Below are 13,431 nucleotides of genomic sequence, written 5' to 3'. Positions count from 1 at the left end.
CTAGACTGCGGCCGGAGTGTTGGCCAGGTCGCTTGGCGAGGACAGGGTTCCACGCACTGCGGTTGCTGCCGCGACCAGTGGTGAAACCAGGTGGGTGCGCCCGCCCTTGCCCTGTCGGCCTTCAAAGTTGCGGTTGGAGGTCGATGCGCAGCGCTCCCGCTCGTCCAGCTGGTCGGGATTCATTCCCAAGCACATGGAGCAACCGGCAAATCGCCATTCGGCCCCGAAGTCCTTGAACACCTGGTCCAGCCCTTCAGCTTCCGCTTCCAGGCGGACACGCGCGGATCCTGGCACAACAATCATCCGGATCGCCGGATCCTTGACCTTGCCCTTGATGACTTCTGCTGCGGCGCGCAAGTCTTCCATTCGGGAGTTGGTGCAAGAACCCAAGAAGACCGTATCCACACGGATATCCTTCATCGGGGTACCGCCGGTTAGTCCCATGTAGTTCAGCGCACGCTCACAGGCCTTGCGGTCATTCTCGTCTTCGAAGTCTTCGGGCGAAGGAACGCTCTGGGACAGCGAGACTCCCTGGCCCGGGTTGGTCCCCCAGGTGACAAATGGCTCGAGTTCATCAGCGTTCAAGAACACTTCTGCGTCAAACTGGGCGCCTTCGTCGGAGTGCAGCTTTTTCCAGTCTTCGACTGCCGCGTCCCAATCCTCGCCCTTTGGCGCGTGCGGGCGGCCCTTGACGTACTCAAAGGTCGTCTCATCCGGGGCGATCATTCCGGCGCGGGCGCCTGCCTCAATGGACATGTTGCAGATGGTCATGCGCGCGTCCATGGACAGCGAGCGGATTGCCGAACCCCGGTATTCCAGCACATAGCCCTGGCCGCCGCCGGTGCCGATCTTGGCGATGACGGCCAGGATGATGTCCTTGGACGTCACTCCCGGCTTCAGCGTGCCTTCGACGTTGATGGCCATGGTCTTGAATGGCTTCAGGCTCAAGGACTGGGTGGCCATGACGTGCTCAACCTCTGAGGTGCCGATGCCGAAGGCCAAGGCGCCGAAGGCTCCGTGCGTTGAGGTGTGCGAGTCACCGCAGACCACGGTCATGCCCGGCTGGGTCAGGCCCAGCTGCGGACCGACCACGTGGACGATGCCCTGTTCCTTGTCGCCCAGGGAGTGCAGGCGAACACCGAATTCCTTGCAGTTTTCACGCAGAGTATTAATCTGGGTGCGGCTGGTCAAGTCGGCAATGGGCTTGTCGATTTCGAGCGTGGGAGTGTTGTGGTCTTCCGTCGCGATGGTCAGGTCTGGTCGGCGCAACTGTCGACCGGCCAGGCGCAGGCCTTCGAAGGCCTGCGGGGAGGTCACCTCGTGTAGGAGGTGAAGGTCAATGTAAATCAAGTCCGGCTGGCGGGACTCTCCATTTCCTTCACCTTGGCGCACAACATGTGCGCTCCAAACTTTTTCTGCCAATGTCTGGGGCGACTGCATGGCGGACATGCGACACACTCCTCAAGCTACGTAAATTGTGGTAGTTCAACTTTGACACTTCACAGATAGTCATTTCCAGTATGCGGACTTGAATCTCAAATAATGAGACGTGATACTGGAACCATGACAATAGGTAGCGGTGTAGGTGTTCTCGATAAAGCGGCAGCCATTCTCAATGCACTGGAAAACGGTCCAACATCCCTGTCACAGCTGGTGGAGTTGACCGATATTTCGCGCCCTACGGTGCACCGCATCGCGCAGTCCCTCGTTCACCACGGGCTGGTAGGCAGGGATATGCATGGCCGCTTTGAACTCGGAAACCGTCTCGTGGAATTGGCAAGCGCTGCCGGCGAGGACCGGTTGGTCAGCGCGGCAGGACCGATCCTCATCAAGCTGCGCGACCTCACCGGCGAGAGCACCCAGATTTTCCGCAAGCAAGGCGACTTCCGCGTCTGCATTGCCAGCGCGGAGCGCCCCATTGGCTTGCGCGACACCATTCCTGTTGGGACCCAGCTGTCAATGAAGGCGGGTTCCGCTGCTCAGGTCCTTCTGGCATGGGAAGACAATGAGCGGATGGTCGAAGGGCTGCACCACGCACGCTTCACTCCAACGATCTTGGCCGGCGTGCGCCGTCGTGGATGGGCCCAGTCTCTGGGAGAACGTGAGCCTGGCGTCGCTTCTGTCTCCGCTCCAGTTCGTGGACAGTCTGGCCGCGTCATCGCAGCGCTCTCATTATCCGGACCCATTGAACGCCTCACCCGGCAGCCCGGAAAGATCCATCATGAAGCCGTCACCAGCGCAGCCCATGAACTATCCGAGCTGCTTCGGGTCCAGAACGATCACGCCTAGAAAGCGCGCTGCAACGTCAGCAATCGGCTAGCTGAAGTGGTCAAAGCCGGCGTTTGCCGTCACGGTTTTCCCATCAACGGTGACTAGGGAGCGTCGGCCGCTGCGTGCCTTGGTGACACCGAGAACGGTGAATTCTTCAGGTACCTCGGCATCTGCCGGGAAAGCAGCAAGAAGTCCGAAGTCTTCACCGCCGTGGAGCACCCAATCCATCGGATCGGTCTTGGTCAGCTGTGCGGCGGGGGCTAGCCGCGCTGCAAATTTCTGCAATACCTGGCGCTCGAAATCGATGCTGACACCGCTGCTCTTGGCCAGTCGCGCTGTATCGCGCACGAGGCCATCAGAGATGTCCATCATGGCGTGGGCACCTGCTTCTGCGGCACGAGGGCCAGAACCAAGAGGCGGGACCGGCTTGCATTGCGCTTCAGCTATACGGCGCACCGCCCTGCTCCACGTGCTTGCACTGCTGCCATGCTCCAAAACCGACAGGCCAGCTCCGGCATCACCCAGACGCCCCGCCACCGCGATCACGTCGCCTGGTTTGGCACCGCTGCGCAGAATCTTTCCATGCGCGGTTTCTCCCAGTACGGTAGTCGTCACCGAGATTTCCGTTGATTTTCCGAGATCTCCGCCGAGAATAGTCAGCTCCTTGGCCCCCAGCGCATTGATTGCGTCGGCAATCCCCTGGGCGAAATCCTTGACCCATTCAAGAGACGTTGTTGGAGGCAGCGACAAGGAAATCACCGCACCGGTGGAACGGCCACCCATCGCGTTGATGTCCGAAACGTTCTGCGCAATGGATTTCCAGCCAATGTCGTAAGCGCGGTGTTCAAGACCGCTTGGCCAGATCAACTTGAAGTCCTGGTTTTCGACAAGAGTATCGACTGAAACCAGGATCTCTGTTCCTTGGACATTCAGTGCGCCAGCATCATCGCCTGGACCGAGGTTTGCCGTGCGCGAGTCAAGGAGCGGAAGAATAGTATCAAGTATTCCTTGTTCGCCAAGGTCTCCGACGGTTGCTTCAGGCTGATTAATAGTCACAGAGTTCTATTCGGCTTTCTTTGCTGCTGAGGTAATAATGGCGGCATAGCTGTTGTAGGTATTCAGATAGTGGTCGACGGGTTCAACCACCGCAGCGCGAACCTGCCCAGATACTGAACGTTCTATATTTCTTAATGCCTTCCTACGCTTAACTTTAGCCACTATTCGATTGACGAATGAACACGCAATTCCCAGCACGATACCCAGCAACACCCCGATGGCAAAAACAAGCGTGGGAGCAGCTATGCCTTCGACACGAGGTGCTGCGGGAAGGTCGAATTGGAAGTAGCCGGCCACAGGGTAGGCAGCCAGCCACAGTGCCCCGGCCAGCGCTGCCAGCAAAGAGACCCACTGGACAAATTTGACTGCCGGCCACCACCAGGACGACTTTTCCACGCCCAAGGCCGTGCCAGCGATGGCGGCATCCACGGCACCGTCCAGATGCTGCACGTTGCTGCCAACTTCTTCCCGGACCGGTTCTATCCAGCTGTCGGGCAGTTCCTGCGTGGCTTCCTGCACGTAGTTGTCGATGGCATGGTCGATGGCCGCGGATTCGGCAACAGAAAGTTCAGGGCGCGAGGTGATGGACAGTTCGGCTGCCTCCCGCTTTCTTCCCAAGTTCATTCGCTGTAGCGGATCGTTGCGCAATCGAATCAGCCAGGTAGTCACGGGCCATCCCGTGCGTCGCGCGGCGCGGAGCTTGTAGGAAGTCTCTACGGCATCTGCAATATATTGCGCCCCATGGGCATTGGCTATAGCCCGCTCCAGCTCGGACTGCTGCATCTGATCCGGCAGACGCACTTTTTCAGCATTCAGCTCGGCTTTGAGATGGTGAACCACTTGATCAACGTCTGCCCGCAACCTGCGGGTAGATATCGCCTTGTTTTTCGCGGCCGTAGCAATTTGCAGTTGGACTTCCGCCAGCCCTTCTCCCGTGGAAGCCGAAGCGCACACCACCGGAAGTCGTTCCAGCCCCGAGGAAGCCAGGATCTCGCGCAAAGAATTAACGATGCTATTTCTATCGGACGCGGCCACTCGATCTATCTGATTCAGAACAATCAATATGTTCCCCTGCTGGCTGCGCAAGGAGTTCAAATATCCATGATGAATAGACGCGTCAGCATATTTTTGAGGATCGAGAACCCAGACGAGGAAATCAACTTGGCCAACAAGCCGGGTAGCAATCTGGTGGTGTTCCACCCGCGTCGAGTCCATGTCCGGCAAATCCAAGAGCAGCAAACCAGAATCAAAGTCCTTTTTCGAAGACCCTCGCTTCGGTTCCGCTGATGCCTCGATGACATGGCGGTCGTTGACTTCGAGCCAATCCAGAAGTTCATTGGCGCCCGCCGTATCCCAAATCGCGGCCACAGTGTTCGTGGTCGTTGGGCGTATCACCCCTGTGGATGCCAGTTCACGCCCAACCAAGGCGTTGAATAGCGTCGACTTTCCGCTTCCCGTGGCGCCAAAAAGCCCGACAACCACGTGTTCCGAAGACAGTTTTCGCCGAGATTCGGATTTTCTGATGACCGATGCTGCCAAGTCGATGCTTTCTGAATCCAAATATGGCTCAGCAAGCTGCATGGCTTCAACAACACTGTCAATCTGTTGGTTCAGGCCATTAACAGCACGGACGACTTTTCGTTCTGTCACTTCTTGGCCCCTTTGCTATTCAGTCCTTCGGTGACGCGGCTCAATGCCTGAGCAATCTCGGGTTGGGCCGCACGGCCAATTCCGTTGGCATAAGGCTCGGAGCTCTTCGCAATCAACCCCTGGGCACGCGTATCCAGCATTTTCCGGGCTCTCATCGCCATTCTGCGCACTGCGTCCTCGCCGAATATCGCTTCCAAAAGCTTCTGCCCAACGACCGCGGATCCACCAGCGATGCCAATTTCCAGACCAGTTAGCCCTGCGGTAGAGGCGAAGACGACAACCATCAAGATGACCGCGACTCCGTTGATTCCGAAGGCAGCCATGCGGGCGGTTTTGCGTTTGCCAGCGCCTTCTTCGCGGATCATCTCAAGAATATCTTTCTGCCACAGACGGATACTCTCTGCAGCTTGCTCGCTGAGATCATTGGAAGGCCGCGGTGCCTCTAGCCCGTCTCGGAGCACCTGCCCGAGCGGAGTATTCTTCCACGACCTGTCCACGTCATGGCAAGCCTTGGTGATCTCTGCGATAAAGACTGTATGCAATCCTGACTCGATTGCCTGTTCCACGCGATGCGTGGCTGGCGGCCGCCCCGAGAAGAACGCTCCGACTCGATCTCTCACCCGGCCGATTGCGCCCTCAATGCCCCGAAGGAGTTCTCCAGCGCCAACAAAATCCTGCCAACGCGACAAGATTTCCCCACGGAGCAACGAGCCATCATTGAGTGCGGCATTAATCCGTTCCTGGGCTTGTGCAAACCTCTCATTGGTCAGCCGTCGCAAGTCGTCGAGTTGTGCTTCTTGATCTTGCAATTCAGCCAGTAGCTCGCCTACGTCGGCAGTAGTGCGCTTCAATGCTCCTGCAAGAGTTTGCGCTGCCACCTGCTGGCGCTTGGATGAATCCGCGGCCAAGGCATTAAGCCAGGCCATGAGCGGCTCGAGGTGCTCCCCCGGCAATATGTCTTGTTCATTGAGCTGTGTCTCATTGACGACATGCAATAAAGCGGGATCCAAGTTCTTTTCAATCAGTAAACGGCGCAGATCTGGGACTATGTCGCGCTCGGCATCTGGAGGAACCCGATTGAGGACTACGCATACAGTAATGTCCCGAACGCCCGCGTCCGTGAGCAGCTCCCATGGCAGAGCATCTGCGTAGCGATTGGCTGTTGTCACGAAAATCCATAAATCGGCGGCGTTGAGCAGTTGTCCTGCTAGAGCCCTATTATCGTCTGAAACAGAATCGATATCTGGCGCATCAAGGATTGCCAGCCCTTGGGGAACGTTTCCATGTGGTTTCATGACCAGAGCATCGTGACGGGAAGAATCTCCGGCTACTGCAAACCCGCCGCCGGAAACGCGAGTGAGTTCGGGCAGAACGCGGTCGGATTCAAAGAATGGTTGGTCCACGGGATTAAAGGCGAGAACCGGCGTTCTGGTTGTCGGCCTGACAGCACCCGAAATGCTGATTTGCTCACCGACCAACGAGTTAACGAGAGTGGACTTGCCGGATCCAGTTGATCCGCCTATCACCGCTAGCAGCGGTGCGCCGAGGTTGGAGACTCTTGGTATCAGATAGTCTGATATTTGATGCACTGTCTTCTCGCGCAACTGATCACTTTCAGAGGTTGCAGAAGACGAGTTGCCGACAAAAACTAGATCACTGAGAATGCCACGCAATTCGATGAGGCTCTTGATGGTGGTGATGCTGATTTGCCCGTCACCAGCAGCCTCGCTCAATGCAGGCTTGATTTGATCTGAGTTCGACTCCATGTGCACCATCTTGCCTTATGGCGACGGTGATTGCTGAGAGATAGAGGCACATTTTCCATGCAAAAGAAAAACCACGGATCTCTCCGTGGTTTTTCATATGGTGACCCCAACGGGATTCGAACCCGTGTTGCCGCCGTGAGAGGGCGGAGTACTAGGCCGCTATACGATGGGGCCGTATGCTGAAGATAAATCTTCAGCTCACCAAATTGCTTTGGTGAAGCGCTGGGATACCAGGACTCGAACCTAGAATGACGGAACCAGAAACCGTTGTGTTGCCAATTACACCATATCCCATTGTGACTTGGGAGTTTAGGAATCCTGTCAAGCATTATTCCAGGCCACTTCCGTAGCACGAGATAAAACTATACCGTCCAGCCAAGAACTACACAAATCGAGGGGCCGGCACATGGCTACTCCCAATTTCCGCGCAGAATCGCTGGAAAATAGCTTTTTGGCCTTGCAGGGGTTCCGCTTCCGCCGCAAATTGCCACTGTGAATTGACGCACCCCAGCATTCAGCCTGAATCGCGGCTGCTTCACTTGAACTCCCCCGCACAAACGCTCACTAGCCGGCAAAAGCAAGAGCACCTTGGATGCCAACATCATTCAATGTTGCAAACATCCAAGGTGCTCTGCATGTACCGCTAGTGCTAGGGAATGACCCTACCGGGATTCGCCAAAAGCACGAAGACGGTTCAAGCTCGACTCGCGGCCCAGGATTTCCATGGACTCGAAGAGCGGTGGCGATACGCGCTTACCCGAAATTGCGACACGGGCAGGGCCGAAAGCCTGGCGCGGCTTGAGCTCCAACTCGTCAACCAACTTGGTGCGAAGCGCTGCCTGGATGGTCTCTGCGTTCCAGTCCGACAAGCCTTCCAGCGCCTGAACCGACGCATCAACCACCTCTGCGAGGTTCGCCGGCATGCCCTTGAGGGCGTTGTCAGCGATGACAATCTCATCGTCCGACTTGAAGAGGAACTCCAGCATGTCGGTAGCTTCGCCCAAGAGCGCGATACGTTCCTGGACCAGTGGAGCTGCCTGATCAAGGATTTCATTTTCGCGAGCGGTCAGCTCGTCACCAACGAGTTCAGCGGCCTGGAGATATGGGACCAAGCGATCCCGGAAGTCCTTCGGCTCCAGCATGCGCACATGCGTACCGTTGATGGCTTCTGCCTTTTTGACATCAAATCGTGCCGGGTTGGACAGGACATCGGTAACGTCAAAGGCTTCAACGAGTTGCTCGCTGGAGAAGATGTCTTCATCGGCGCTCAATGACCAGCCGAGCAATGCCAGATAGTTGAGCAGGCCCTCTGGGATGAACCCGTTGTCGCGGTGCAAGAACAAGCTTGATTCTGGATCACGCTTGGAAAGCTTCTTGTTCCCCTGGCCCATCACGTATGGCAAGTGGCCGAAGCGCGGCATGTACTTTGCAACACCGATATCGTGCAGGAGCGCATACAAGACAACTTGGCGTGGCGTGGAAGACAGCAGGTCTTCACCGCGAAGCACATGGGTGATGCCCATCAAGGCGTCGTCAACGGGGTTGACCAGCGTGTACAGGGGCTGTCCGTTGGCGCGAACGACGACATAGTCCGGCACGCTGCCTGCCTTGAACGTGATCTCGCCACGGACCAGGTCATTGAACGTGACGTCGTGATCCGGCATGCGAACACGCAGCACAGGCTCGCGGCCTTCTGCCTTGAACGCTGCCTTCTGCTCGTCAGTGAGCTCGCGGTCAAAGTTGTCATAGCCAAGTTTTGGATCCCGGCCGGCAGCCTTGTGGCGCGCTTCGATTTCCTCGGGGGTCGAATATGACTCGTAGAGGTGTCCGGCCGCGCGGAGCTTGGCAATGACGTCTTGGTAGATCTCGCCTCGCTGAGACTGGCGGTAAGGCTCGTGCGGCCCACCGACATTAACGCCTTCATCCCAGTCGATGCCCAACCAGTTCAAGGCGTCCAGCACCTGGTTGTAGCTTTCCTCCGAGTCGCGCTTCGCATCCGTATCTTCGATGCGGAAAATCATCTTGCCGCCCGTGTGACGAGCGTAAGCCCAGTTGAACAGGGCCGTACGGATCAATCCAACGTGTGGAGTTCCAGTGGGTGATGGGCAAAAGCGAACGCGTACCGGGGTATCTTCGGTTACTTCGGGAATCAGCGATAGATCAGTCATGATGACTTCATTCTATGCCTTTCGCGCCGAAAGTCGCATTTAAACCGCAAGGCTCCCGATCACATAAATGATCGAGAGCCAGTGCGGTTCCACCAAAATGATGATGGCAAGTTGGTGTTAATAACTATTGTACCCAGATAAAGATTAGTTCAACTAACTCAGCGCCGGAATACGCTTCGCAATGAACCGATTCCTTCGACGTCGATTTCAACGACATCCCCAGCATTGACCAGCCCAACCCCTGCAGGTGTTCCAGTCATAATCACATCGCCTGGCAACAGCGTGAAGGCTTCCGAAGCTCGCGCCACCAGTTCATTGACTGGCCAAATCATTTCGTTGGTGGAGCCATCTTGCTTAACTTCACCGTTGACTCGGGTAACAATGCCGACGTCGTCTGGATCCGGCAATTCAGTTTCAATCCACGGACCCAGCGGGCAGGATCCGTCGAACCCCTTGGCGCGGGCCCACTGCAGATCGCTGCGTTGCGCATCGCGCGCGGTGAGGTCATTGGCTACGGTGTAGCCGAAGATGACGTCTTGGGCCTTGTCGGCAGGGACATCCTTGCAAATACGCCCAATGACGACAGCTAGTTCACCCTCGAAGGAAACCTCATCAGAGAACGCTGGAAGGGTGACAGGATCCCCATGGCCAACCACCGAGGTATTGGGCTTCAAGAACATGATGGGTTCCTGCGGAACTTCATTGCCCAGTTCCTTGGCGTGTTCACGGTAGGTGCGCCCGAACCCGACCACCTTTGAACGTGGAATGATTGGCGCCACCAGGCGAACATCATCCAGGCTGTGGGTCGCCCCTGTGGTTTTGATTCCCTGGAAGAACGGGTCTCCTGTCAGGACGTGGATGTCGTTGCCATCAACGACTCCGTACAGCGGATCACCGTCTACTACAAATCTTGCAATTTTCATTCGGTTTTCTCTTGTCTAGTCTTGTTTAGCGATCGTGGCGCGGCTTCCACGGATAAACTCGTTGATTTCTTCTTCAGAAATTCCGTCAAGATCATAATCCGGATATCCAGCGGGGTTCTTCGACTGCCATTCCCACATATCCCGAGCCATTTCCTCGACTCCTCGTTCGGCCTTCCAGCCGAGCTCCAAACGGGCTGTTGTCGGATCACCGTAGTACTCGGCGATATCGCCCGGGCGACGCTCTACCAACTTGTATGGAAGCTGCCGGCCACAGGCCCGCGAGAACGCGCCAATGACATCCAGGACGCTCGTTCCGCTTCCGGTTCCGAGATTCCAGACGTACTGGCCGGTGTGGGTGTTCAAGAAGTCCAATGCATCCAGGTGGCCCTGGGCAAGGTCCATGACGTGAATGTAGTCCCGCACGCCAGTTCCATCGTAGGTTGGGTAATCATTGCCGAAGACCTGAACTTCGCTGCGGCGGCCGACCGCTACCTGTGCAATAAACGGCATGAGGTTGTTCGGGATACCCTGCGGATCTTCACCGATGTTTCCCGAAGGATGAGCGCCAACTGGATTGAAGTAGCGCAAGGTGGCGATGGACCAGGAGGAGTCGGAAACCGCAAGGTCCTCGAGGATTTGCTCGATATGCAGCTTGGTTCGCCCGTAGGGGTTTGATGCGGCACGCTGTGCATCTTCAACCAGTGGCAACTGGGTGGACTCGGCGTAGACCGTTGCTGATGAGCTGAAAACCAGTCGCTTTACGCCAGCTTTTTCCATCGCTGATACCAGGTTCAAGGTGCCAACAACATTGTTCTGGTAGTAGGAAATCGGCTTTTCAACGGACTCTCCTACGGCCTTCAAACCGCCAAAGTGGATGACTGCGTCCGGCTTGGTCTGGCTCAGGACGGCATCCAGCCGGTCGCTATCCAGCAAGTCGCCAATGAAAAGCTCGGGAGCCGAATTGGACATGTCGCGTACGCGCCTCAGGGATTCGGGCGATGAATTGCTCAGATTGTCGAAGACAGAAACCTTGTGGCCCGCTTCGAGCAGCAAGAGCACGGCGTGTGATCCTATGTAGCCTGCACCGCCAGTTACCAGTACGTGCATTTCATTCCTTTTCGCATACAACAATGGCCCCGGGGCTTTAGCCCCGAGACCATCGTAGTCGTTTGGATTGGCGTCTAGGCCAAACGCTCCAGCCAGCCGTGTCGATCTTCGACGGTGCCCAGCTGGATGCCCAGCAGTTCCTCGCGGATGGACATCGTCACTTCACCGGCAGGAGCGTTCTCGTCTCCGATGAGTTCATCGCCATTCTTGAGCAGGCCGATTGGAGTGATTACTGCGGCGGTACCGCAGGCAAATACTTCCGTGATATCACCGGAAGCAACGCCATCACGCCATTCGTCGAGGGTGATCTTTCGTTCTTCCACCGTGATGCCGCGGTCCTTGGCCAGCTGGATCACCGATGAACGGGTAACACCTTCAAGGATGGTTCCGGTCAGCGCAGGAGTGACCAGCTTGTTGTCCTTGGTGACAAAGAAAACATTCATGCCGCCCAGTTCTTCAACAGCGTTGTCATTGAAGGCGTCGAGGAAGAGTACCTGCTTGCAGCCGTTTTCCTCGGCTTCCAGCTGCGCTACGAGTGACGCTGCGTAGTTGCCGCCGCACTTGGCAGAACCGGTGCCGCCGCGGCCGGCGCGGGCGTAGTTCTTCGATACCCAAATGGCTACCGGCTTGAGCTCTCCACCGAAGTAGTTGCCCGCTGGCGAGGCGATGACGCGATAGGAAACTTCGCGCGCCGCACGCACTCCGAGGAAAGCTTCGGTGGCAATCATGAATGGCCGCAGGTACAGCGCTTCACCCTCGCCGCTGGGAACCCAATCGATGTCGGTGGCTACCAGCTTCTTCAGTGACTCGACAAAAACATCTTCGTCCAGCTGGGGCAGGGCCAGTCGCTGGGCGGACTTGTTCAAGCGGGCTGCGTTTGCGCGCGGACGGAAGGTCCACACCGAGCCGTCCTCATGGCGGTAGGCTTTGAGGCCTTCAAAGATTTCCTGGCCATAGTGCAACACCGAGGCAGCTGGATCCATCGCAATGGGACCATAAGGCTCAATGCGGGCATCATGCCATTCCCCGCCATGGCCGTCCTCATTGGCGCTCCAGTCAACGACGGAGGTGTGGTCAGTAAAGAAGTCCCCGAAACCAGGGTTGGCCAAAACGCTGGCGCGCTCTTGATCGCTCTTGCGACTCGTTGAAAGATTTTCGGTGAATTCCATCTACCTTGGACTTCCTAGCTCAATAAACAAAGAACGGGTGCTCCACGCCAAAGCGGAACACCCGTTCGTGGAATTGCTGCCGATTAGAAGCTAATCGGAAACGTCACTTTCAGCTTATGCCAGTAAAGCGACAATTGCATCGCCGATTTCACTGGTGGTGCGATTATCGGTCAATTCTTGACGTGAAGTGATCTCTTTTTCAACAGCTTGCTCAACAGCGCGTGCTTCTTCTGACATTCCGAGATGATCCAGCATCAGCGCTACCGAGAGGATGGCCGCCGTTGGGTCTGCCTTCTGCTGCCCGGCAATATCAGGGGCAGAACCATGCACCGGCTCAAACATCGATGGGTAGGTGCGGTCCATGTTGATGTTGCCACTCGCTGCCAAGCCGATGCCACCGGTAATTGCTCCAGCCTGGTCGGTCAGGATGTCGCCGAAGAGGTTGTCCGTAACGATGACATCAAAGCGGGATGGATCGGTAGTCAGGAAGATAGTGGCCGCATCTACGTGCAGGTAATCATGGGTCACTTCTGGGAATTCGACTGCGACAGCTTCGACAGTGCGCTTCCACAGGTGTCCGGCATGCACCAGGACGTTGTGCTTGTGAACCAACGTCACATGCTTTCGTTCGCGCTCGGAGGCCCGGCGGAAAGCATCTCGCACCACGCGTTCTACTCCATAGGCCGTGTTGACTGATACCTCGGTCGCGATTTCATGCGCGGTTCCGGTTCGGACCGAACCGCCGTTGCCAACATATGGGCCTTCGGTGCCTTCGCGCACCACAATGAAATCAATAGCCCCGGGGTTGGAAAGAGGGCTTTCAATGCCGGCGTAGAGCTTGGACGGGCGCAGATTCACGAAATGGTCCAAGGAGAAACGCAACTTCAAAAGCATTTCGCGTTCAATGATCCCTGACGGAATTCGGGTATCCCCTGGCGCTGCCCCCACTGCGCCAAAAAGAATCGCGTCGTGCTGCTTGATAGCCGAGAGGGTCTCCTCCGGCAACGTCTCGCCAGTTTCCAACCAGTGTTCAGCGCCAAGCTTGTAGTAAGTGAGCTTGAGTTCTTGCTTGCCACCATTGGTGACGAACTTCAGTACCTTGACCGCTTCAGTTACAACTTCAGGGCCAATACCGTCGCCTGGAATGACCGCAATATCAATTTCATTTGCCATGCTTCAACTTTAGCGATCTTAGTCCAACATGTGAGAGTTCGTCTCATATATTGGACGTGAAATTAAGCGTCTTCAGATCTCAATCCCAGGCATGAGGTAAACGTGCTGTTGGAGTCGATATTCTAGACTTACCGGCCGAGGCTAACTC

10 protein-coding genes and 2 tRNA genes are annotated in these 13,431 nt (G+C 56.5%); 1 reads left to right on the top strand and 11 read right to left on the bottom strand.

All coding sequences use genetic code 11. From position 1 onward, the window contains the following. A complete protein-coding gene (gene leuC / locus H6F58_RS06185; RefSeq protein WP_195181556.1) occupies window positions 1-1,440 on the bottom strand; it encodes a 3-isopropylmalate dehydratase large subunit in 1,440 nt (479 codons plus the stop codon). A gap of 123 nt (window positions 1,441-1,563) precedes the next feature. On the opposite strand from leuC, the gene H6F58_RS06180 reads away from it, so the two are divergent. Further along, entirely contained in the window at window positions 1,564-2,289 is a 726-nt protein-coding gene (locus H6F58_RS06180) for an IclR family transcriptional regulator (RefSeq protein ID WP_060701426.1), read from the top strand. A gap of 27 nt (window positions 2,290-2,316) precedes the next feature. Here the strand turns inward: H6F58_RS06180 and thiL are convergent, their stop codons facing one another. The 10 genes from thiL to H6F58_RS06130 form a co-directional block, all read right to left on the bottom strand. Next, window positions 2,317-3,327 carry a thiamine-phosphate kinase gene (gene thiL, locus H6F58_RS06175; protein WP_348536377.1) on the bottom strand — a complete coding sequence of 337 codons (1,011 nt, stop codon included), beginning with the start codon at window positions 3,325-3,327 and terminating at the stop codon, window positions 2,317-2,319. 6 nt (window positions 3,328-3,333) lie between these two features. Further along, the gene (locus tag H6F58_RS06170) at window positions 3,334-4,908 is read right to left on the bottom strand and encodes a GTPase (RefSeq protein ID WP_244652419.1); all 1,575 of its coding nucleotides are present in this window, start codon (window positions 4,906-4,908) and stop codon (window positions 3,334-3,336) included. A gap of 65 nt (window positions 4,909-4,973) precedes the next feature. Continuing rightward, window positions 4,974-6,743, bottom strand: a complete 1,770-nt coding sequence (locus H6F58_RS06165) for a GTPase (protein WP_195181350.1) — start codon at window positions 6,741-6,743, stop codon at window positions 4,974-4,976. 98 nt (window positions 6,744-6,841) lie between these two features. After that, window positions 6,842-6,917: transfer RNA gene (locus tag H6F58_RS06160), tRNA-Glu, on the bottom strand. Between the two features lie 48 nt (window positions 6,918-6,965). Next, window positions 6,966-7,037, bottom strand: a tRNA-Gln gene (locus tag H6F58_RS06155). A gap of 368 nt (window positions 7,038-7,405) precedes the next feature. Then, entirely contained in the window at window positions 7,406-8,911 is a 1,506-nt protein-coding gene (gene gltX / locus H6F58_RS06150; protein WP_195181349.1) for a glutamate--tRNA ligase, read from the bottom strand. 158 nt (window positions 8,912-9,069) lie between these two features. Next, on the bottom strand, window positions 9,070-9,834 hold the full coding sequence (locus H6F58_RS06145) for a fumarylacetoacetate hydrolase family protein (protein WP_195181348.1): 765 nt from the start codon (window positions 9,832-9,834) through the stop codon (window positions 9,070-9,072). Between the two features lie 15 nt (window positions 9,835-9,849). Next, entirely contained in the window at window positions 9,850-10,941 is a 1,092-nt protein-coding gene (galE, locus tag H6F58_RS06140) for a UDP-glucose 4-epimerase GalE (RefSeq protein ID WP_195181347.1), read from the bottom strand. Window positions 10,942-11,015: 74 nt separating this feature from the next. Next, window positions 11,016-12,110: a branched-chain amino acid aminotransferase gene (locus tag H6F58_RS06135; protein WP_195181346.1), complete on the bottom strand. Its 1,095-nt coding sequence runs from the start codon at window positions 12,108-12,110 to the stop codon at window positions 11,016-11,018. Between the two features lie 114 nt (window positions 12,111-12,224). Next, complete coding sequence (locus tag H6F58_RS06130; protein ID WP_146274979.1) at window positions 12,225-13,283, bottom strand: 3-isopropylmalate dehydrogenase; 1,059 nt, start codon at window positions 13,281-13,283, stop codon at window positions 12,225-12,227. Window positions 13,284-13,431: the final 148 nt, after the last annotated feature.

Origin of the sequence: Glutamicibacter sp. FBE19, assembly GCF_015524875.1 — a bacterium.
Classification (GTDB): Bacteria; Actinomycetota; Actinomycetes; order Actinomycetales; family Micrococcaceae; genus Glutamicibacter; species Glutamicibacter halophytocola.
This window is presented reverse-complemented; position numbering and strand designations above follow the sequence as displayed.

What these genes read in the sequence shown, in the direction of transcription:
- leuC (WP_195181556.1), bottom strand. Translation starts at nt 1,440, where the DNA reads ATGCAGTCGCCCCAGACATTGGCAGAAAAAGTTTGGAGCGCACATGTT.
- H6F58_RS06180 (WP_060701426.1), top strand. Translation starts at nt 1,564, where the DNA reads ATGACAATAGGTAGCGGTGTAGGTGTTCTCGATAAAGCGGCAGCCATT.
- H6F58_RS06170 (WP_244652419.1), bottom strand. Translation starts at nt 4,908, where the DNA reads ATGCAGCTTGCTGAGCCATATTTGGATTCAGAAAGCATCGACTTGGCA.
- H6F58_RS06165 (WP_195181350.1), bottom strand. Translation starts at nt 6,743, where the DNA reads ATGGAGTCGAACTCAGATCAAATCAAGCCTGCATTGAGCGAGGCTGCT.
- gltX (WP_195181349.1), bottom strand. Translation starts at nt 8,911, where the DNA reads ATGACTGATCTATCGCTGATTCCCGAAGTAACCGAAGATACCCCGGTA.
- H6F58_RS06145 (WP_195181348.1), bottom strand. Translation starts at nt 9,834, where the DNA reads ATGAAAATTGCAAGATTTGTAGTAGACGGTGATCCGCTGTACGGAGTC.
- galE (WP_195181347.1), bottom strand. Translation starts at nt 10,941, where the DNA reads ATGCACGTACTGGTAACTGGCGGTGCAGGCTACATAGGATCACACGCC.
- H6F58_RS06135 (WP_195181346.1), bottom strand. Translation starts at nt 12,110, where the DNA reads ATGGAATTCACCGAAAATCTTTCAACGAGTCGCAAGAGCGATCAAGAG.
- H6F58_RS06130 (WP_146274979.1), bottom strand. Translation starts at nt 13,283, where the DNA reads ATGGCAAATGAAATTGATATTGCGGTCATTCCAGGCGACGGTATTGGC.